This window comes from Paenibacillus taichungensis (assembly GCF_050994985.1).
Taxonomy (GTDB): domain Bacteria; phylum Bacillota; class Bacilli; order Paenibacillales; family Paenibacillaceae; genus Paenibacillus; species Paenibacillus taichungensis.
The window spans coordinates 2,899,312-2,920,849 of record NZ_CP194720.1; the positions used below are offsets into that span (position 1 = coordinate 2,899,312).

Consider the following 21,538-nt stretch of genomic DNA (forward strand, 5'->3'; position numbering starts at 1 on the left):
TTGTTAACTCGTTGTTAGACAACGTAATTGCTATTAATTATTGATCTATCATGTAGAAATTCACTTGATTAGCCCTTGGGCTTTCAACCAGTCCCTCGCAACATCAAGTGCCGGTTTCTGATCCTGTTCCACTTCTGCATTCAACTTTTGCATTGCCTTCTCATCCAGTTTTCCTGCCAACTTGTTGAGGACTTCTTTCAACTCCGGATGTTCTTCCAGCGTCTGCTCACGAACCACTGGAAATGCATCATACGGAATAAACACATGCTTGTCATCCTCCAACGCTACGAGGTCATTCGCCAGGATTTGGCTGTCCGTTGAATACGAGAGCTTCACATCAATCAGCTTTTGCTTTATCGCCTGATACTGCAAGGAAGGGTCCTGAATGGATTTCGTTTCCTTGAACTTTGGTTTGTATATGCTCTCTACATAAGGCCAGGCATCTGGGCGATTCAGAAACTCCTCACTGGCTCCAAAAACCAGTTCACCTGATTTCTCAGCAAGTTGAGAAGCTGTCTTTAGCCCATACTTCTCAGCGGTTTCTCTGGGTACCGTAAAGACATAGGTATTGTTGAACCCTAGTGGGTCGAGCGCAATCAATTTGCTCTTTTCCTTGAGCTGGGTTACGACTGTTTTGAATGCTTTATCTGGATCAAATTCTGGTTCCTGCTTCAAAATGTTGATCAAGGCCGTCCCGCTGTACTCTACATAAGCATCCACATCTCCCGAGTCAATGGCATTCCAGAGCAGTGTGTTATCCAGCTTCTTAACCTCAGTTTTCAGCTTCGTGTCATTCTCAACTAAAATTTTGAAGGCGTTGGCCAAAATATCCGACTCTGCGAATCCTTTTGTGGCCAGTACGATGGTATCGTTGCGCCCGGACGCATTGGAATTCGAGCACCCCGCTGCTGTCAGCACGGTCGTCAACACCAGCCCAAGGGTGATAAGTAGCCTGCCTCCTTTGATTACACTCCATCTTTTTTTGTTTGTGGTTGTCATGATTGCTTCCCCTCTCCCTAAGTAAAAGCTTAAAATTTATTCAAATGCCGCAAACCTTTCGGGGTAAGTGCCCTGTTAAGCAGCAGCAAAATGAAGTTAACGGAGATTACCAGTAGCGAGACGGGGATAGCCCCTTCCATAATAGTAACTGTGTTAATCATGGCAATGCCTCTTGTGATGATGTCTCCTAGGCCTCCTGCGGCAATATAGGTCGCAATTGTCGTAAGGCTGATCGTTTGTACCGCGACGAGCCTTACGCCGGCCATGATGACACTGCGCGCAATTGGCAGCTGAATCATCTTCATCATCTGCCATTTGGTCATGCCCATTCCGGTTCCTGCCTCAATCAGAGAAGGATGAACACCATTAATGCCGACATAGGTGTTCTGGAGCATTGGAAGCACGGCGTATAAGGTTAATGCAATAATGGCGGGTGTTGTGCCGATACCTACCAGCGGAATCATGAATCCAAACAAGGCCAAACTTGGGATGGTCTGGATGGCAGAAACTACAGTAATGATCGTATCTGCCATCCGCTTACGGCTGGTCAGATAAATACCAAGGGGGATTGCAATAATTCCCGCCATGAGGACGGAAATGAGGGACAGATACATGTGCTCTCCCATTTTCTCAACGATCATCGGCCAGTCAGCAACTAACGTATCCCATACATGGTTCATGCACTGGTCTCCTCTCGGTGAAAATGTCTCCCAATGGCTTCAATAACACCTGAGCGGGTTACCGTACCGATTAAGCGGTTCTGATCATCCACGACAGGCAATATTCGTTGACTTTGCATCAGTTCGAATACATCAGAAATTGGTGTGTTCTCAAAGAGGGCGGGAGTCCCATTTTTCACAATATCCCCGACTTTCATTTTGCTGTCATGCTGCAGATGTTCACTGATTTCTTCAATTCCTACAATACCCAGCAGCTCTCCCCAATTCCCGGTCACAGCAAGGGCATCAGCCTGATTCAAACGCAAGAGATCAAGTGCCTCTACCATTGTTGAGATATTACTTATCGAGAGACCGTCAATCATAATATGCTGTGCCATCTCACTTGGAAAAGAAGGACGAAACCTCTCCTGACCGATGAATTCGATCACAAAGTCGTTTGCCGGATGGGCCAGCAGCTCCGCAGGTGTACTGTTCTGAATTACCTCACCCTCCTTCAGTAGAATAATCCGATCAGCGATCTTCAGCGCTTCTTCAATGTCGTGGGTGACAAAAATTATCGTTTTATGCAGCCGCTGATTCAGCTGGATCAGTTCTTTTTGTAGCTGGACCCGGCTGATGGGATCAAGTGCGCTAAAGGGTTCGTCCATTAAAATAATGGAAGGGTCTGACGCTAGTGCACGGGCTACACCGATCCGTTGCTGCTGCCCGCCACTAAGCTCATGGGGATAACGTTTGCTATATTGTTCAGCTGGAAGACCGATCAGGTTCAGTAATAGATCCACTCTCTCTTTTCGTTCTTCCTTTTTCGCTCCCTTAAGCCGCGGAACAATACCGATATTCTCTTCTATGGTCATATGTGGAAACAATCCAATTTGTTGAATCACATATCCGATATCGCGTCGGAGTTGGACTGCATCTGCAGCTCCTACATCCCGCCCTTCCACGAGAACCCTTCCCTGACTCGGCTCTTCAAGGCGGTTGATCATTTTGAGCAGTGTAGTTTTGCCGCAACCCGAGGGCCCAATAATAGTTACAATCTGACCTTTCGGTACCGTAAGATTAAAATCATGCAGCACACTACCCGAGCCATAATTTTTATTTACATGTTGGAACTCAACTGCCACTGCTTCAGTCATCGTTCTTCCTCTCCCTCCAAAATACAGTAAACAAATTTGTTAACTCGGATAAATAAATAAATTTTTTTACTTCCTTACTTCACATTTAACTAATATTGCGAACTCTTGCTAAAAAAGAAGAAGGCCTTATTTCTCGCCAATAGGCGAAAAACAAGACCTCCACTGTTATGGTCAGCCATTTATTATTAACATGCGATAATTCGATTTCTTATTTCAATAATATTACCAAGAACATTCTTTTGTCAATCATTAATTCCACTATTTCTATCGGGATTAATTGTGATCGGTGATTTTTTTCTATTCCCCTCCAAGTAGATTGGAGAGATGCTTGGACGATTCCATGACGCTATGAATCATTTCGGGTATCCTCTCTTTGGTCCCGCGAAATAAAGGACCCGCAATAGATAGACTTGCCACGACAAGACCATGACTATCCAATACCGGTGCACCAATAGCGAACACATCGGGATCGTATTCTCCTTCAGTACAAGCGAAGCCCTGTTCCCTGACAGCTTTCAAACTATCAATCAATTCCGATCGGTTCCGATCGGTTGTAATATTTGCTACAACCTGCTCAATCGTCTTTTCATTTTCAAAAGCCAGTATACTTTTTCCAGAAGCGCCTTGATGTAAAGGCAAACGTCTACCGTTCTCGATTACAAACTGAATAAGACCTCGGCCTTTCACATGTTGAATGCATACAGCATCATTTCCAGTTCTAACGAACAATAACGAAGTTTCTTGTGTAGACTCCATCAGATCGATCATAATAGGCAATGCAAGTGACAACAACTCACGATGAATTTGTTGATTCAAGCTACGAGCTAAATCCAGAATACGCAAACCAAGTCCAATCTGATTCTTGCCCCTACGTTCCACAATCCCGTTCTTTTCAAGCGTTTGCAAAAAACGATAGGTTGAGCTTTCTGGAATGCTGACCTTTTCTGCGATCTCACTAACCGATAATGTTCCATTCGCCTCAGATAACGCAAATAAAATATCCAAAGCCCTTCCAAGAGTGTTTGTTCCAATTTTCCGATCCAAAGCTACGCTCCCTTTCATTGAAATCATCCGTTTCTTTTATCATATAGTGAAAGATTGCGGAAATCACTATCGTTTTACTCGTCTGTATAAACGACATACAAATAGAATGCATACCCAATAGTTATATACAACTAACATAATGAACAAGTTCAAGATCATAAAATTACATAGTGATCCTAACCGTAGGGAGGCGCCCATTCTTATGCCTGAAAAGATAAAACTGCAAAAATTCGTGGATGCACTGCCTATTCCAAACACGTTATCTCCTAAGAAGCGAAGCAGTAATAGTTCTTATTACGAAGTGACTATGAAGGAGTTTTCTCAGAAGTTGCATAGAGACCTCGGGCCTACCCGTTTGTGGGGTTATGACGGAACATTTCCAGGTCCTACATTTGAAGTGATGAAGAATGAAACCGTGTTTGTTAAATGGATGAACGACCTGCCCAATAAGCACTTTCTTCCCGTTGATACTACGATTCATGGTTCAGAAATAACTGTTCCAGAGGGTAGGAGCGTTGTGCATTTACATGGAGGAAGAACGCCAGCTCATAGTGATGGCTACCCCGAAGCTTGGTTTACGAGAAATTTTGAGCAAACGGGGCCTTTGTTTGAACGAGAGGTTTATACGTATCCAAATATTGAACGAGCTACAATGTTATGGTACCACGATCATACAGTAGGCATTACAAGATTGAACGTCTACGCAGGACTCGCGGGATTTTATTTCATTCGAGATCAAAATGAACAATCCCTTAATCTTCCGAAAGGAAAATATGAAATCCCTCTACTCATCGTGGACCGATCTTTCAATCCGGACGGATCTCTATACTACCCCAGCAAACCGGATCAAAACGATGCAGTCTTACCACATCCTTCCCTTGTTCCTCCTTTTGACGCAGATACTATTCTGATAAACGGCATGGTTTATCCCTTTTTGGATGTAGAGCCAAGAAAATACCGATTTCGCATTTTAAACGCATCCAATAGTCGAATCCTTACATTAAGAATGGAATCTAATCAACCATTTTATCAACTTGGAACCGATAGTGGCTTTCTTGAGACAACAATAAGAATAAACGAATTTGTACTTTTAAGTGCCGAGCGTATAGATGTGATCATTGATTTTTCTCAATACTATGGTCAAACTATTATTCTCAAAAATGTCACCAAGAGTGCATCCCCTGAAACAATAGATATCTTGCAATTCAGAATAAGTGTCCCATTAAAAAGTATAGATACCAGCTCACTTCCATTTTATTTAGGAGCATTCGAACGACTCCCAAAAAGTATGGCAAAGAGAACAAGATATTTAACACTTGTCAGAGTGAAGGATCAATATGGTCGCTCCTTAAATTTATTGGATGGAAAAATGTGGATGGATCGTATTTCCGAAAGAATTGAAGTAAATACGATTGAAATCTGGCACATCATCAATATCATTGATGATGATCCTCATCCCATTCATATTCATTTGGTTGATTTTCAAATTCTTAATCGTCAACCTTTTGATATTTCTCATTTTCAGAAAACCGGAAAACTTATTTACACAGGTCCGCCCACTCCTCCTAATCCTTATGAAATGGGATTAAAAGATACTGTAGCAACCCCCTTCGGTTACGTTACAACGATTATTGCTCGTTTCGGCCCCTTTACCGGGCGTTATGTATGGCATTGTCACATGCTTGAGCATGAAGACTACGAAATGATGCGACCCTTTGATATTTTTTAACGCACTCCAGCACTGCAATGAATGAATAGACATACCTCCAGAAAAAAACATTAAAAAAAAGAGATATGCACCCCCACAAAATTGAGGCACACATCTCTAATGATAAGCATTTTATGATTCTCTGTCTTATGGCAAAAGCATGTTAGAGATCTTGAATTTTAACCTTCCTGTGCAATGGAAACACGGTGTATCTCATCTTCAGCCACTTTTACAGAAATAAAGCTGATCTGTTCTCCACCTTCGGTTGTTTCCTGCTCGGCAGCAACGGCTATGCCGTTGTGGTATAACGTCTCGGTATTTACAGGGAAAGCAGCCTTCCAGACAAAAGGTTTTCCAGATTGCAGCGTCACTTCACTCTCTGTATTCCCAGTATGTTTAACCATAATGTTCCGATCAAGGATAGGGATATTCCCCATTTCCGCCCATTCCAGTGAATGCGTAAGTCTTGGCAAGGTGCTGATTACGGATGCTCCGTTTCCCTTAATTCCCATCAAACCGGCGGCGATGGAACCTATCACGCAATAAGATACCTCCGGGTAGTCCCGTCGCTCCAATGATGGATCTACCAGCTCTTTCAATTCACTAAAGGCTTCTTCATTTTGACCGTACCGGTAAAAGATATCCGGCAAGTAAGTCTTTCCTTCAACGTTAGCAACACGATGGATCTTGACATCCTCAAGCGCCTTATGCAGTTTCTCCGGGTCACTGACCGACCCGTAATAGAGAGGGAGAAATGTCCCTTCTGCATTATAGCCTGTTAGGAATGAATGATCTTGCAGCTTGGCTCCGAAGAAGCGCTCCTCCTCCTCGTTCCACCATTCCTGCTCATAACGCTGTTTCAGGTCTTGCGCCTTGATAGCGTACACTTCCGCTATCTCCGTTTGCTCCCTGAGACGGGCAAGATGAACAAATGCACGGTAACCGGCAATTTGAGCGGCGATCATATCACCACCTATCAAAGGCTGATGTCCAGCCTCGTTGAAGGTAGCCAGGCCCCTGCGACCGTATTCGGGATAATATTCCAATACTCCGTCTCCGTCTTTGTCCCAGGTGTTCGTATATTCATTTAAAGTTAAACTAAAGAAATCCAGTAACTTACTGTTATTTAAATAATAAGTATCTCCTGTCCATAAGTACTGACGTAAGCTGGCGTCAATAATGTCGAAATTCGCGGGGAGATTATACCAAAAATCATTATCGCTTTCATAATCGACTGGGGCAGGAACATTGTCCTTATTGATCTCCCAGTACGTACACCAGTCACGCGACTCGGCAATATTTTCGGCAAAATGCATGATCATGTTCTTGGTATGGAGACGGAGCCCAAGAACAGCAGCTCCGGTGCTGTGGTGCATGACATCACGGATGCAAAATGCTTCTCTGGCTGGAAGAGCGGCTTCGTACCATAGCCCGACGGGATCTTCACCAAAGTGGGCATATTCCAGCGCCTGCCGTTTGGCCCAAACAAAACCTTCATTCAACTCCTTATCGGAAGATTGAAAAGTTACTGCACCAGCCTGGGATTCTATCTCTCTCTCATAAGGCATGTCAAAGTCACTCCTGTCCTTTTTCGGTTTAACTTTCCTTGGAACCTGAGAAGGTCAGACCTTCCATAAACGCTTTTTGCGCCGTGAAGAATAATAGGATACACGGCAAAGTGATTACAACAGCCGCCGCCATTAACAAGTTGGTATCTGTGGCATAAGTACCCTGAAACCCCGCCAAACCAAGCGTGAGTGTCTTCCATTTGTCGCTGTTGATATAAATCAGCGGTCCCATGAAGTTGTTCCAGGAGCCCATAAAGACCATGACGCCAACCGCCATCAGAGCCGGTTTGGACAGCGGCAGGAAAATCTTCCACCAAATTTTAAAGTAACCGCAGCCGTCAATGATCGCTGCTTCCTCCAATGCGACGGGTAGCCGGGAATAGAACTGACGTAGCAAAAAGATATAGAACGCCGATCCAAAGAAGGTCGGAACGATTAGCGGGTACAGCGTATCCAGCATGCCCAGATTCTTGAACAGAATGAATTGCGGAATCATCGTAACCTCGCCCGGTAACAGCATGGTTGACAGCACCAGTACGAACAAGATTCCGCTTCCCCTCACCTTCAAACGGGCAAAGGCATAGCCCACAATAGATGAAGAAAGAACCGTACCAATGATAGGGAATACTGTTGTAATCACAGTATTGACCAGATAACGACCAAACGGGAACGCGGTAAGCGCCTTCGCATAATTGTCCCAGCGCCAGTTATCAGGCCATATACTCATTCCTGAAACTGCAACCTCTTCCAGACTCCTTAGAGAGGCAGAAACCATCCACAGAAAGGGATACAGGAACATAACGGCTCCGATCAGCAGCAATATATAGGCCAGCCAATGCACCTTTTTGTGAGCAGATTTACGCTCTTTTTTTACGGACACGACGCTTCCTCCTTCCGGTTTGCTCTGTTTCGTAATAAACCCATAATGCACTGCTGCGGAATACGAGCGCAGTGAACAGGAGAATAATTACAAAGAGTACCCAAGCCAGGGCCGAACCGTAACCCATTTTGAACCACATAAAGGCATTTTGATATAGATAGTAGGCATAAAATAACAACGAATTATCAGGTCCGCCGTTAACCATGAAACCTTGGGTAAAGGTCTGGAATGCCCCAATCATACTTGTAACGGTGTTGAAAAATAATATCGGTGAAATCTGTGGTAGCGTCACATGCCAGGCTTTTCTTGCTGCCGTTGCTCCATCAATCTCAGCCGCCTCATACAAGCTTTGTGGAATATCCGAAAGACCGGCCAGATAGATAATCATATTGCCTCCGACCGTCCAAAGACTCATGATAATGACCGCCGGCATTGACCAATCTGGACTGGAGAACCAGCCAGGGCCTTCGATACCAATCAAACGCAATAATGAATTGACCAGACCGACATTCGGGTTAAAGATCCAGATAAACAGCACCATTTGTGCAACACCCTGCACGAGCGTTGGCAAATAATAGATGGTACGGAAAAAATAGATCCCGCGCAGCTTCAAATTCATCAGCAAGGCAATCGCTAAAGAGAGAATGACCTGCAAGGGTACACTTACGAGTGTGTAATAGAAGGTCACCGTCAGCGATTTATAAAACATGGTATCCTTGAACAACATGCGATAGTTATCCAAACCGATCCATTTCGGGTCACTGACGACCTCCCATTTGTTGAAGCTGATATAGAATGAGAAAATCATCGGACCTACCGTAAATAACAGAAAGCCAATAATCCAGACTGAGACGAACAAATAAAAACTTGCCGTTTTGGTATGGATAATCCTCTTCTTCACAAGAACTCTGGTAATGGTATATATAATAGCAAATATTAGCACGATAACGGTCAGAAAAGGGAGTAGAGGCAGCAATGCTGCTGGTGCCCCTATTCCTTCATAGAAATTGTAGATCCCTTCTATTATTCCATTCATAGTTTGCTCCCGTTAGTTTTGTTGTAAAATCTTGTTTATCTTCTCTGCCACCTGCGGGAATACTTCCTTAACATCCTTGTTTCCAATTCCGATTGGTGTTGTATCATCGATAGCTTTCATCTCGTTGTTGATTTCATTCGTACCCTTCTGGGCTTCCTGTGTATGCTGCTTCTCGGCGGCAAGTACGAAGGCTTTCAGGTTCTTGTCGGGGGAAACCTCTTCAAACGCACTTGTTGCACTGGCAATAACCGGAACCCCATAGGCATTCTTGTTTCCTCCGATGATCTTTTGCACCTCTTCGTTTTGTGTTAGGTGATTAATGAACGTTTTGGCAGCTTCAGCATTCTTGCTGTCCTTGCTTAGAGCCAGTCCATTAACTTCTTTGGAACCGCCGTTCCCTGGGAAAGGAACAATATCCCATTTGAATTTCTGCACATCAGCCATTTGCGGCAAATACCAAGGACCAAAGTCGGTGAACATGCCAATTCTTCCACCCAGGTACCAGTTCATCATGCTTTGTCCCTGCTTCTCACTATCGTTCGGCACGATGCCGGCTTGTTTGCTAGAGACAATATACTCGGCAGCGGCTATGACTTCAGGTGAATCTAGTGCCGACTTACTCAGATCATCACTGTAAAATTGACCACCGAACGCATAAATCCAGTTACCGAGCCACAGTGGCTCTGAACCAAAAATCTTTGTTGCCCCTTCTCCAGATGTGAGATTCTTTGCGATGTCATTGAATTGTTCAACCGTCATCGGTTCAGTCTTGCTTGGAAGCGGAATGTTATTTTTCTCAAAAAGATCGACGTTAATCGCCATAACTTTAGGCTTGATAATAAATGGTGCTGCATAGGCTTTACCATCCACACTCATGGAATCGACGAGGGAAGGTGAACTGAAGAGCGATTCATCCAATTTCAATTCTTGGAAAGCGTTTGCAAAACCAGGCAAATCCCCTCCTGAGATCAGCATAACATCAGGAGTCGTCCCTCCAGCAATCATCGTCTGTAGTTTGGTGAGGTAATCCTTCTGAATCCACTGGCTCTCAACCTGAATGTCGGGGTAATTTGACTCGAAGTTATCAATGGCTTGCTTGATCGCATCAGCTTCTGACTGAGCTCCCCAGAAGGCAAATGTTATTTTACCCTTGTCTTTCGTGCCGCCCTGACTTTCCGACGAGTTCCCTTCATTTCCGGAACACGCCGACAATGCAATTACAACAAGTAGAGATAAAATAATCAAAGACCATTTTTTCATCATTTTTCCCCCTATTGAATCGAATATTTGAATAAAGGTCATTCTTCCACGTCCCCGATGGACCTGATTTCCGCGCCACAGCTGCTTCTAATAACCAGCTTTGACGGAATCACGATCTTTAACGGTACTTCTCTGCCACCGATCCGTTCTAGCAGCATTTTCACCGCGCTCTGCCCCATTTGTTCAGTGTAGATTTTAACCGTGGTTAACGGTGGATTAGCGTAAGAAGCCATTTCAATATCATCGATTCCGACCAATGCGATATCTTTCGGAACCTTTAAACCGGCTTCCTTTAATGCCCTCCCAGCGGCTATCGCCATGGGGTCCGAACCAATCAGGAAAGCTTCCGGTAAATCCTGCTTATCAATCACTTCCTTCATGAGCTGATACCCGGTAGACATGGAGAAATTATTACCGATATGGACATGCTCAGGCAGGTACAGATTTTTCTGCTTCATATAAGATTCAAAACTGCTTTGCCGCTGATCCACTGAATCGATACCAGAGTTGGAACCAAAACGATTGATGAAATCACGTGAGCTGATCAGGCCAATTTTTGTATAGCCCAGTCCGGTAAGATGATCCAAAGCCATCCGAGTTACCTTGTCAAAATCGACGACGACGGAATCAAAGCGGTCCTCATCCGGCGAATAGTCGACAAAAACAATGTTATGTATTCGGCTGAAGTACAAATTGTATGGATCAAATTCGAACTTGCCAATCACGATCAGGCCATCTAGCCCCGACAGGCTTTCATATGAATCATGGTTCACCCAGCGAATAGTCCGAGTAATATGAAGCCCGAGCAGATTGAATTCTTTCTCGATTTGCAACCTTATAGTCAGGTAGTACGGGTCCTCCGACTCAAATTGCTCCGAACAGAAGGTCACCAACCCAATTTTATAATCTTTCAACTGTGCCGCTTGATTGGTATGACGACGCTGGGTTACTTTATATTGCAGCTGTTCTGCAGCAGAAAGAATTTTTCTTCTTGTTTCCTCCAATACCGATAAAGAAGGATCCCCGTTCAGTACACGGGAAACTGTAGATGGAGAAACACCGGCCAGACTTGCAATATCACGAATTGTTGGCACTACTGATCACCTTTTCACTTCATATTTGGGAAACACCCCTCACAATCATTTTATAGTTTTGCTAACCACTTGCCAATCATATTGTATTTTGTTTACTAAACATTAGTGAACTAATGCGTGTTTTCAATATATCAGAGATCAAATTGTTTGACAATACCTCATTGTCATCGCTTACAACTATTTTTTTTACTTCAAAATAGCGATCATATCTCACTTTACGCATTTTTATTTTATTTGTTTACTAAACTTTTCGTAAATATTATACTCTAAACTAGGTATCGTTACTCCCATTATCTATTTTACAAGCAGGAGGTATTATGAAAACTTTAATCAACTACGATTGTCCCACTGTAATTATTAACAGTAACAGCGCCTTATTTGAGAGCTTCACCAACATCGAAACCATTTCGGAGAACCTTTTTCTGGTCCATATCCGACTAACAGCTGCGAAAAAAGAACAGCCGCCAGTGTGCCGGATCGAGTGGTCTACTCCCGCCGTAGACATCCAATCTTTATGGCATCCGGGAACAGACCGCAATAAAGCCCTTCAAGTGGATTGGGGTGATGGTTTCCAATCCAAAAGCACTTCTCTCGCACCTGTGGCCTCTCTATATAATCTAGAGGGACGAAATCGAATGACCTTCGCTTTTACTGATGCATTGAACAACGTGTCGATAAAAGCTGGTATTCATGAAGAGGATTCCACCTTCCTATGCTCTGTTACCCTGTTTGAAGAAGCAATGCCGAAACTCGATCATTACGAAGCAACGCTTCGAATCGACCGTAGAGATATCCCCTTCTATAAGGCGCTTGAAGATGTAACCAAGTGGTGGGAAGGCCTTCCCGGCTATGAACCCGCCACAGTTCCTGATGTGGCCCTCCGCCCCATGTACTCCACGTGGTATTCCTATCATCAGAAACTGACCGCTACCGAATTGGAGGAACAATGCAGACTTGCAAAGGAACTTGGCTGTGACACTATTATCGTTGATGATGGCTGGCAGACGGACGACAACAACCGGGGTTATGCGTATACCGGGGACTGGGAAGTCTATGCGGGCAAGATTCCGGACATGAGAGCTCATGTGGATACCGTACATCGACTGGGTATGAAATATATGTTATGGTACTCCGTGCCATTTGTAGGGAAGCGCAGCAAGGTATGGAGCAAGTTCGAGAATAAACTATTGCGGGTAGATGAGAAGCTGAATGCGGGAGTGCTGGACCCCAGGTACCCGGATGTGCGGGAATACCTGATCAACACCTATGAACAGGCCGTTTCCGGATGGGATATTGACGGTCTAAAGCTGGATTTCGTGGATAGCTTCAGACTGAGCCCGGATCAGAAGGAGGGAACGGCGAAAGGACGGGATTATGAATCAGTGCCTGAAGCGGTGGACCGCCTGCTCTCCGATGTTATGGAGCGGCTGAGAGCCATCAAGCCGGATATTCTCATCGAATTCCGCCAAACGTACATCGGCCCGTTAATGCGAAAATACGGCAACATGTTCCGGGCCAACGATTGCCCGAACGACTCTATCCAGAATCGCATCCGTACGCTCGACCTGCGACTATTGTCGGGGAATACAGCCGTCCATTCCGACATGATTATGTTCAACCCTAAAGAATCGGTCGAAAGCGCAGCCATGCAGCTGATCAACGTTCTCTTCTCCGTGCCTCAAATCTCTGTTCGTCTCGATGAGATTGGAGAAACGTACGCTGGAATGATCCGCTTTTGGCTCTCCTTCTGTAAGGAGAACAGTGACATTCTGCTGAAAGGTAAGTTAGTTCCGGAACAACCCGAGCTACTTTACCCACTTGTCAGTGCTCAAAGAGCAGGTACGAAAATTGTCGCTGTTTACGCTAATATTGTTGTCCCAATGGACGCTACATATGACCGATTCATTGTAGCCAACGGCACTTATAACGAACAAGTAGTTGTGCGTTGCCACCATCAGGGTCGTTACGATCTAACTGTAAAAAATTGCTGCGGTCAAGTTGTTCTACATCGTCAAATTGAGCTTCAGGACGGTTTACATGAGCTGCCCATCGCAAGAGCTGGTCTAGTAATTTTACAGCGTATAGATGATTCAAGGGAGATATGAGCAGATCATTCAATAGCAGACAGGTGCCTTCCGAGGTCATAGCCCTGTCACATAGACAATAAAAAAGATTTTGAAGCGGCGACTTTTTCCCGGAATTCAATTGGGGAGAGGTCGCCCTATTTGTTTTGGGAAAATGACAAAAGTCACCTTAAACGAATTACTTTGTACACTGATATAAATTTTAAATATCCTCGATACTTAGGTTACACAAAAAAAACAGACGAGGTGCTTACCATGAATCCAATTTCTTTAACAATCTCATTGTTAATTGTCGTACTTATTTTGAGGGGCGTTATCCAGGGCAGCAAGAAACCACTTCATGAATCTGGGCGGAAACTATTAATTCCGATCCTTTATATCTCCACATCTTTGTTTGAGTTGTTCGACCCAACGTTGGTGCTTACATCTGGCAGAATGATCAGTTCAATTGTTATAGGTGCAATTCTATCAATCCCATTAATTCTGGTGACGCAATTCGAGCGAAAATCGGATGGCAAGATGTATTATAAAAGAAACGTATCTCTTTATGTTTTAATTATTGTTATCTTCTCGATCCGATTCTTTGACTTCTTGTTCATCTCAGGCATTGATCCCAAAACTCTTGGATTCCTGAATAATGTAGTCGCCTTATCCTATATCGCCATTTGGCGAATAGCTAGCTTCATTAAATTTCATAATTCCAAATCAAGTACGTTCAGAGCTTGGGACAAAACCGCTTAATCGTACGATTAGCCCGAGCTAGTTGACTTGCCATATCAAGCATGTTAACCTAGGCCGAGTATTAGCAATGATTGTCAAACCCTCCTACTCTTATAATGATGAAAGGTAATTCAACAAATGATGATTTATAGTCGTCTCGCCATCATGATGCCCCCCTTTCCCTAGCTAGGCTCATATTCTTGTTGTCATAACAGAGTATAAGCTTGTAGGAGGGCTAATATATTATGAAGAAATATGCAGTACCATCTTTGCTTTTAATGATTGTTCTTATCGCTTTTCCGCAAATTAGCGAGACCATCTACACTCCATCGCTGCCAGATATCGCAGCAGCACTGAGTGTATCTAATAGTTCCGTACAATTCACGTTAAGCATCTATTTTATAGGATTTGCCTTAGGCGTCTTCTGCTGGGGCTGGCTGTCCGACTTGATTGGTCGTAGGCCTGCAATGCTGGGCGGTCTCATCGTATATGGGATCGGAAGCTTGATGTGCTTTTATTCGGATTCGATTCAGTTGCTTCTCGTTGGCCGTTTCGTACAGGCTTTCGGTGCCGCAACTGGCTCGATTATCACCCAAACCATGCTTCGAGAAAGTGTATCGGGAGATCGAAGACATGCGATGTTTGCCCAAATCTCTGCTGTCATTGCATTTACGCCGGCAGTTGGGCCACTTATTGGTGGTTGGATTGATCAGGCCCTTGGCTTCAGATCGGTATTCTTGGCGTTAGTACTAATGAGCGTTTTGTTGTTCATATATGCTTTTCTTAAACTGCCGGAGACAACGAACGTTTCTTTACGTTCCAAAGTCGCTATACTTCCGGTTGTTAAAAAGATGCTCACTATGCCGCGCGTAATGGTGTTTGGCGTATTGATCGGAGGTATTAACGGCGTTTTATTCAGTTATTATGCCGAAGCTCCCTTCATCTTCATAGAACACTTTGATCTGTCGCCTGGCGTTTATGGTTTTCTGGGCATTATTGTGGCTTTGGCATCGGTGGTCGGTGCAATGATCTCCAAAAGATTATTGACCGTTTACGCACCGGAAAAGATCATTCGTTTGGGTTGTCTGGTCATGACCAGCGGAGCTCTGCTCTTAACCCTTGGAAGCAGCTTGTCTATGCTGCCCAATCTTTTGCAGATTATCTGCATGTTAACTGCCATGTTTGTTCTGTTGATTGGCGCAGGTATTGCTCTGCCCAATTGTCTAAGTCTTGCGCTTGTTCATTTTCAAGATGTAATTGGCACAGCAGGTGCGATATTCAGCTTAGGCTACTACTTGCTGGTAAGCCTTACGACATGGGGAATGGGTGCTCTGCATAACGGTTCATTGCTGATGATGCCTTTATATTTTCTAATCATCAGCGGCGTAATGTGGTTGCTTGGCAAAAGATTTATCTCAGAAGAATAATCTATTAGGATCATAAATAATACGAAGAAATGTCACGGGGCACATTTCAAAAAAAATAGAAGCAGTCCAGTACTTTTATCGTATCTGGGCTGCTTTTATTCATATTGCTGAACACGATGTTTTGAAAGACTACCCACTAATCAAGCACTTTTTAATGTTTTATATCCATATCTACAACCTTAACTTTGAAGATTCCTCGCATATACGGAAGCAGTGAAATTACACCCACCAAAGCCAATACAACCCCGACCCAGATCGGTGCAACCAGACCATAACCTGCACTAATGGCCAAACCTCCAACTGAAGACCCTACCACTACACCAAAGGTGACGATTGCGGTGTGAACGGTGTTCACCATCAGACCACTTCCTCCCGTACGTATCACTCGCGCGACCATAGGCGGGTTCATTGGAACCCCGGCCAACCCGATGATGATTACGGCAGGAATAACCACGGCAGCTGTATGTACGCCAATGGCGAATGTCAGAAGACCAAACGTCAAGAGAACAAGCCCTATCGTTAGAATCAGCATAGTGTATCGGTCCGCCAGTCGACCAGTGATCAGATTTCCAGCAACCGTAGCAGCTCCATACACGACAAACAATAGCGGCACCGCGGACGTTGAAAAGCCCGTCAGCTCTGTAAAAATTGGAGCAAAGTAGCTGAATGCTGCAAATGTGGCTCCTATAATAAGAAAACTTGTCAGGTAAGCCGCCCAGAGCTTGCGATTGCGAAAAGATTTCATTTCATGACGCAAACTTGTGGGCTCCGGTCTGGATAATACGGGGATCAGCCGCAATGCAGTTACTCCTGACAGTAGAACAAGAATGGCGACCGCCCAAAAACTGAAACGCCAGCCATAAGCATCGGCCACCCATGTTGCAGCAGGTGTACCCAGAACTGTGGCGATCATAAGACCCCCGAAGATTATCGACACCGCCCGTCCCCGCTGATTTTCCTCCACGAGAGAAGCAGAGATCGAGATTGATACGCCAAAAGCAGCCGAGGAAGCAACACCTGCTATGATGCGTGAGGCCATCATAACCTCATAGCTACCTGCGATCGCGCCAAGCAACTGTCCAGCGAGAAATAGTCCGGTAAGCATAATAAACGCTTTTTTCCTAGGCATATTCAGCAGAGCAGCGGTTAGTAAGGGACCTCCCACGACCATCCCCGCTGAAAAGGCTGTAATCAAATATCCTACTTGCGAGACAGATACTCCAAACTCCCCCGCAAGTGTATTCATCATTCCAGCTACCATAAATTCTGAGGTAGTCATGCAAAAAATAGCTAAGCTAAGCACATAGATTGCCAATGGCATCTTCAATTCCCCTTTTCATATGAGTTATAAATCCACACTATTGTAATGAACGGTACAAAACTAATGCAAAAAAAGTGCCGGATTACCCGGCTAGTAAATAGCTGCTAATGTACCTTCTACAATACTTTTTGCCAGATCACGGTTCTGTGAAGAGCTGTTAAGCACGCGAAGTCCGTAATAGCTGCTTAGAAACAGGCTTGCCAGTTCTTTGGCTGGTCTCCCTGAAGTAATCTCTCCTGTCTGCGCCCCCTGCTCCATCAGATCACAAAGTGCATCCTCCAAAAATCCGATATGACGTGTTACCACTTGCTCAACCATAGGATCAACCCTTGCCCGTTCCATTGCTGCATTAATTAGGAGACAGCCTCTTCGCCCTGATTCCGAAAAATCCTCCTGTATACCCCACTCCAGCAGGCCGCGTAATCTTTCTTTCAACGGTAAGGAGCTCTGTAAAATCTGGCTTTGCTCCCGTATCCCTTCCTCATGATAACGCTGGAGTACCTTTTCGTATAAATCATGTTTGCTGCCAAACGCATTATATAAACTGCCCTTTCCGAGACCGGTCTGTTTACATAGATCCTCAGTAGAGCACCCTTCGTATCCGTTCAACCAAAAGGCATCCATGGCCGCGTCAATTACAGCCGTATCCTTAAATTCTCGTGGTCTTCCACCTTTGGTCACTGCATTCCCTCCCTTCTCAACGAAATAATAAATCTTAGTATAGGTAATTTGTAACGTTCAGTCAAGAAGTTGTTTACAGCTTCATTGTTCTCTGTTACAGTAAAAATGTCATACCATATTAAATCGGGAAAGGAAGTCGGAATAAATGAAAATCGCAATTATTGGAACCGGAAATATCGGTGGTAATCTCACCCGTCGTCTCACCAAACTTGGTCATGATGTCTCGATTGCTAACTCACGTGGTCCTCATACCTTGACGGATCTGGCTGAAGAGACAGGCGCAAAACCACTTGAAGTAACGGAAGTCGCCCATGGAGCCGAGCTGGTCATTGTAACGATTCCACAAAAGAATATTCCGGATCTCCCTGATGGTATCTTAGACCACATTGCACCTGGTGCTGCGATTATTGACACCGGGAACTATTACCCCCGTCAGCGTGACGGCTTGATTGCCGAGATCGAAGGTGGCTTACCTGAAAGCCGATGGGTTGAGCAATACTTGAAACATCCTGTTAACAAAGCCTTTAATGGGATTTCCGCTATAAATCTGCTTGAACGTGGACTGCCTGCCGGTTCATCCGATCGACTTGCTCTCCCGGTAGCTGGTGATGATCCTGATACAAAGAAAATTGTACTTCAACTTGTCGAGGAGCTGGGATTTGACGCCATAGACGCCGGCGGATTGGACGAATCCTGGCGCCAACAACCGGGGACTCCCAGTTACCAGGAGCACGGAGCGGACAGTCTTCGGCAGGCCTTATCGAATGCTAGTCCTGTACGAAGCGAGGACTTTAAAGCTTAAGCATTTGAAATTCTGGGACATTGAATACGTCATCATCCACCGCCCTTTCGGGCGGTTTTTTTGTTTGATCATGTCTATTCCATGAAATACAACTGGTGCTTCTTGCGGTACTCTCCAGGCGTGAGGGAAGTTTGACGCTTGAATAACCGTGTAAAATAGTTATGGTCCTGCAGTCCACACAACTCGCCGATACGCTTCAGCGGAAGCTCCGAATGTGCCAATAACCGCTTGGCCTTCTCCATTTGCAGGTGATGCCTGTATTGAAGCGGGCTCATCCCCGTATACTGCTTCAGACAGCGAGCCAGGTAATCAAAATGATAAAGCAGATCACGCTCCATCTGTCCGGAATCAAACGGCTGCTCGAGGCGTTGACCAAGATAAGTTGCCACCTTCTCGCTTAGAAAATAGGAGCGAGCCTGCGGGCTGTTCTGTCTCATTCCCTTCTGTAATTGCAGCAGGAATTGGCCCAACAGAACATGAAGCTCGAAGGAACGCTGACGGGTGAGTACATGGTGCAGCTCAAGCATTTCTTTCAGTATCGGCTCCAGGTTACGTAGATCCACCGCGGCGAATTTGGGAATTTCAATGACTCCTGGGGGAGCCTCAATATCCTGGTCTGTTTGTTGAAGCAAAGGCTGCTCCCAAGTCGTCTTTTCTTTCAAAATCATCTTTTGCACAGAGGGAAGCTGGAAATGAATCCAGTATACTTCCGTCTGCACATCCGTTGGTCTATAGCCACGGTGGTCTTTGCCAGGTTCAAGAACCAGCATCATACCTTCCGCAATCTCGTAACGGAGGCTATCTTCCTCCATGTACAGCGCTCCTTTGGCGCAAATAATAAGATCGAACACATCAAAGCTACGCTGGGCATGCTGCATCCCTGGCTGCCATTCGGTGTGCCCAATGGCTGCTAATAGCGGAAACGGCGGAACTTGAAGTTCAAGTACAAGCATAAGATCCCTCCTTTGTTCAAAATGTAGATAATGTGCTATATATAGTCGTGATTGTCAGCTGTATCGAAGCTAATGATCGATTAGAGTGGTAGATATAATATGATTCTATCATTTAATGACCAGGGGGAAGCAAGCATGAAATTTCGTCAGGTTCATCTCGATTTTCATACGTCAGAAGCCATTGAAGGCATTGGCCGTGATTTTTCGAAGCTGCAATTTCAGGAGATGCTCAAAACCGGGCATGTCGATTCCATCACCATATTCTCCAAGTGCCATCATGGCTGGGCCTATCATCCGACTACCGCCAATCAAATGCATCCACATCTGAATTTCGATCTTCTGGGTGCCCAGATTGAGGCTGCTCATGAGATAAGTGTGAAGACTCCGGTCTATCTCTCCGCTGGCCTGGATGAGCGACTCGCCCGCAAACATCCACAATGGCTCATCCGCAATCAGCAGGAGCAGATCAGTTGGACAGCCGACTTCATGACGCCAGGCTATCATCAATTTTGCATGAATACCCCTTATCTTGACGTTCTCACCCTACAGGTAGAGGAAGTCGTAAAGAAATATGATGTGGACGGCATCTTCCTCGATATCGTTGGTGTTCGGGAATGTTATTGTCAATATTGTGTTGCCGAGATTCGCTCACAGGGCTCCGATCCACGAAACATTCAAGATATGAAAAAACTGTGGGAACAGACGTATGCTCGTTATGCTAATCGAATGAATGAGACTGTGCATGCAGTGAAACCCGGACTACCAGTGTTCCACAACAGCAGTCACGTCGACCGTGGGCGGCGGGATCTCGCTCATGTGAATACCCATTTGGAATTGGAATCGCTACCAACGGGCGGCTGGGGGTACGACCACTTCCCGCTCTCTGCACGTTATGCGCAGACATTGGGCATGGATTTCCTCGGCATGACCGGAAAATTCCATACCTCCTGGGGCGAATTCGGCGGATACAAGCACCCCAACGCGCTGCGCTATGAAACTGCACTGAGCATTGCGAACGGGGCACGCTGCTCCATTGGAGATCAGCTGCATCCGGGCGGTCAGATGGATCATGCCACGTATTCGTTGATCGGGGAAGCTTATCGTGAGGTAGAAGCGAAGGAAGAATGGTGTCGAGATACTACCGCTATGGCTGATATCGCATTGCTGTCAGTGGAGGCAGCCTTATGGGAAACCGGAGGCGATCCTCATAACCAGCACATGCACCACCACGATACCGGAGCTGTAAGAGTTTTGCTGGAAGGCCACTTTCTCTTCGATGTGGTCGATCTGCTGGCTGATCTGTCCAAATATAAAGTTGTTATTTTGCCGGATGCCATTAGCATTACAGAGTTAATCAAAACCAAACTGACAGCCTTTCTTGCAGGGGGCGGCAAAATTCTGGCCACTGGACGTTCCGGTCTCTCACCGGATGGAACGGGCTTTGAATTCGATTTGGGCGTAGAATATCAGGATGTCTCCCCATTCCGTCCCTCCTATTTCCGTCCGAATTTCGAGCTTCCTTCGCTGCGTACAGCCTCTTTCGTCATGTACACCGAAGGACAGAACACAGTGCCCACGACAGACGGCATCGTACTTGGCAGTAAGGAAAATTCATATTTTAACCGTGACTTGTTCACGTTCTGCTCTCACCAGCATACCCCTTCTGATCTGCAGGAATCGGGAACTGGCATGGCTGAAGGTCAGGATGGAATCTATATCGCGTGGAATGTTTTTGAAGATTATGCGACGAAGGGGAGCTTGGCTGTCAAGGAAATCATCTGTTACGCGTTGGACCGTTTACTGAGTAACAATAAGTCGCTGATAACCAACCTACCTGCCCAAGGGGTTACCACGCTGCAGATTCAGAAGAACTCGAACCGTTGGGTGAATCATCTACTGTATGCCTCTCCAGTACGTAGAGGACAAGGTGTGGAAGTTATCGAGGATATCCCTCCACTTATCAATACAGAGGTAACGGTTGCGGCTGCCGAACAAGTACAAGATGTCTATCTGGCGCCGCAGAACCTTAGTCTCCCATTCAGTCAGGTGAACGGCCTTGTGACCTACACGATACCGGAGTGGTCCTGTCATCAAATGGTCGTGATTCAATTTTAGAAGTACATTCATGAAGCATTTAGCAGTAAA

General features: G+C 45.3%; 18 protein-coding genes. 6 read left to right on the forward strand and 12 right to left on the reverse strand.

Features of this window, described 5'->3' with window-relative positions; genetic code table 11:
* Window positions 1-60: 60 nt before the first annotated feature.
* The 4 genes from ACR1R9_RS12940 to ACR1R9_RS12955 all read right to left on the reverse strand — a co-directional run bounded on the left by ACR1R9_RS12940 (window position 61) and on the right by ACR1R9_RS12955 (window position 3,859).
* Window positions 61-999, reverse strand: a complete 939-nt coding sequence (locus ACR1R9_RS12940; RefSeq protein WP_433923504.1) for a glycine betaine ABC transporter substrate-binding protein — start codon at window positions 997-999, stop codon at window positions 61-63.
* Window positions 1,000-1,028: 29 nt separating this feature from the next.
* Window positions 1,029-1,679 (reverse strand): ABC transporter permease, encoded by a 651-nt coding sequence (locus ACR1R9_RS12945; RefSeq protein ID WP_376034207.1) that lies wholly within the window; start codon window positions 1,677-1,679, stop codon window positions 1,029-1,031.
* Window positions 1,676-2,815 (reverse strand): ABC transporter ATP-binding protein, encoded by a 1,140-nt coding sequence (locus ACR1R9_RS12950; RefSeq protein ID WP_433923503.1) that lies wholly within the window; start codon window positions 2,813-2,815, stop codon window positions 1,676-1,678. Before ACR1R9_RS12950 ends, ACR1R9_RS12945 begins: the two co-directional genes overlap by 4 nt.
* A 297-nt stretch (window positions 2,816-3,112) precedes the next feature.
* Window positions 3,113-3,859: an IclR family transcriptional regulator gene (locus tag ACR1R9_RS12955; RefSeq protein WP_433923502.1), complete on the reverse strand. Its 747-nt coding sequence runs from the start codon at window positions 3,857-3,859 to the stop codon at window positions 3,113-3,115.
* A gap of 202 nt (window positions 3,860-4,061) precedes the next feature.
* Between ACR1R9_RS12955 and ACR1R9_RS12960 the strand changes: the two genes are divergently transcribed.
* Window positions 4,062-5,588, forward strand: coding sequence for a multicopper oxidase family protein (locus ACR1R9_RS12960; protein ID WP_433923501.1), 1,527 nt, complete (start codon window positions 4,062-4,064; stop codon window positions 5,586-5,588).
* A gap of 158 nt (window positions 5,589-5,746) precedes the next feature.
* On the opposite strand, the gene ACR1R9_RS12965 is transcribed toward ACR1R9_RS12960, so the two are convergent.
* Genes ACR1R9_RS12965 through ACR1R9_RS12985 form a run of 5 tightly spaced genes read right to left on the reverse strand, consistent with a single transcriptional unit; the run spans window position 5,747 to window position 11,405 of the window.
* Window positions 5,747-7,135, reverse strand: coding sequence for a hypothetical protein (locus ACR1R9_RS12965; protein ID WP_433923500.1), 1,389 nt, complete (start codon window positions 7,133-7,135; stop codon window positions 5,747-5,749).
* A gap of 28 nt (window positions 7,136-7,163) precedes the next feature.
* Entirely contained in the window at window positions 7,164-8,015 is an 852-nt protein-coding gene (locus tag ACR1R9_RS12970) for a carbohydrate ABC transporter permease (protein WP_433923499.1), read from the reverse strand.
* Window positions 7,993-9,051, reverse strand: coding sequence for a carbohydrate ABC transporter permease (locus ACR1R9_RS12975; RefSeq protein WP_433923498.1), 1,059 nt, complete (start codon window positions 9,049-9,051; stop codon window positions 7,993-7,995). Before ACR1R9_RS12975 ends, ACR1R9_RS12970 begins: the two co-directional genes overlap by 23 nt.
* A gap of 12 nt (window positions 9,052-9,063) precedes the next feature.
* Entirely contained in the window at window positions 9,064-10,314 is a 1,251-nt protein-coding gene (locus ACR1R9_RS12980; protein WP_433923497.1) for an extracellular solute-binding protein, read from the reverse strand.
* A gap of 35 nt (window positions 10,315-10,349) precedes the next feature.
* Window positions 10,350-11,405, reverse strand: a complete 1,056-nt coding sequence (locus ACR1R9_RS12985) for a LacI family DNA-binding transcriptional regulator (protein WP_433923496.1) — start codon at window positions 11,403-11,405, stop codon at window positions 10,350-10,352.
* 317 nt (window positions 11,406-11,722) lie between these two features.
* Here ACR1R9_RS12985 and ACR1R9_RS12990 point away from each other — a divergent pair, with 317 nt between their 5' ends.
* The 3 genes from ACR1R9_RS12990 (at window position 11,723) to ACR1R9_RS13000 (ending at window position 15,636) form a co-directional block, all read left to right on the forward strand.
* Window positions 11,723-13,510, forward strand: a complete 1,788-nt coding sequence (locus ACR1R9_RS12990) for a glycoside hydrolase family 36 protein (RefSeq protein WP_433923495.1) — start codon at window positions 11,723-11,725, stop codon at window positions 13,508-13,510.
* 234 nt (window positions 13,511-13,744) lie between these two features.
* On the forward strand, window positions 13,745-14,230 hold the full coding sequence (locus ACR1R9_RS12995; protein WP_433923494.1) for a CcdC protein domain-containing protein: 486 nt from the start codon (window positions 13,745-13,747) through the stop codon (window positions 14,228-14,230).
* 224 nt (window positions 14,231-14,454) lie between these two features.
* On the forward strand, window positions 14,455-15,636 hold the full coding sequence (locus tag ACR1R9_RS13000; RefSeq protein WP_433923493.1) for a multidrug effflux MFS transporter: 1,182 nt from the start codon (window positions 14,455-14,457) through the stop codon (window positions 15,634-15,636).
* 151 nt (window positions 15,637-15,787) lie between these two features.
* Here ACR1R9_RS13000 and ACR1R9_RS13005 read toward each other — a convergent pair whose 3' ends face one another.
* Both ACR1R9_RS13005 and ACR1R9_RS13010 read right to left on the reverse strand, forming a co-directional pair.
* Window positions 15,788-16,957 carry an MFS transporter gene (locus tag ACR1R9_RS13005; protein WP_076288409.1) on the reverse strand — a complete coding sequence of 390 codons (1,170 nt, stop codon included), beginning with the start codon at window positions 16,955-16,957 and terminating at the stop codon, window positions 15,788-15,790.
* 90 nt (window positions 16,958-17,047) lie between these two features.
* Window positions 17,048-17,638: a TetR/AcrR family transcriptional regulator gene (locus ACR1R9_RS13010; RefSeq protein ID WP_433923492.1), complete on the reverse strand. Its 591-nt coding sequence runs from the start codon at window positions 17,636-17,638 to the stop codon at window positions 17,048-17,050.
* 145 nt (window positions 17,639-17,783) lie between these two features.
* Between ACR1R9_RS13010 and ACR1R9_RS13015 the strand changes: the two genes are divergently transcribed.
* Window positions 17,784-18,440 carry an NADPH-dependent F420 reductase gene (locus ACR1R9_RS13015; protein WP_433923491.1) on the forward strand — a complete coding sequence of 219 codons (657 nt, stop codon included), beginning with the start codon at window positions 17,784-17,786 and terminating at the stop codon, window positions 18,438-18,440.
* 74 nt (window positions 18,441-18,514) lie between these two features.
* Here the strand turns inward: ACR1R9_RS13015 and ACR1R9_RS13020 are convergent, their stop codons facing one another.
* Window positions 18,515-19,393: a helix-turn-helix transcriptional regulator gene (locus ACR1R9_RS13020; protein WP_433923490.1), complete on the reverse strand. Its 879-nt coding sequence runs from the start codon at window positions 19,391-19,393 to the stop codon at window positions 18,515-18,517.
* Between the two features lie 135 nt (window positions 19,394-19,528).
* On the opposite strand from ACR1R9_RS13020, the gene ACR1R9_RS13025 reads away from it, so the two are divergent.
* Window positions 19,529-21,508 (forward strand): family 10 glycosylhydrolase, encoded by a 1,980-nt coding sequence (locus tag ACR1R9_RS13025; protein ID WP_433923489.1) that lies wholly within the window; start codon window positions 19,529-19,531, stop codon window positions 21,506-21,508.
* The last annotated feature ends 30 nt before the right edge of the window (window positions 21,509-21,538 follow it).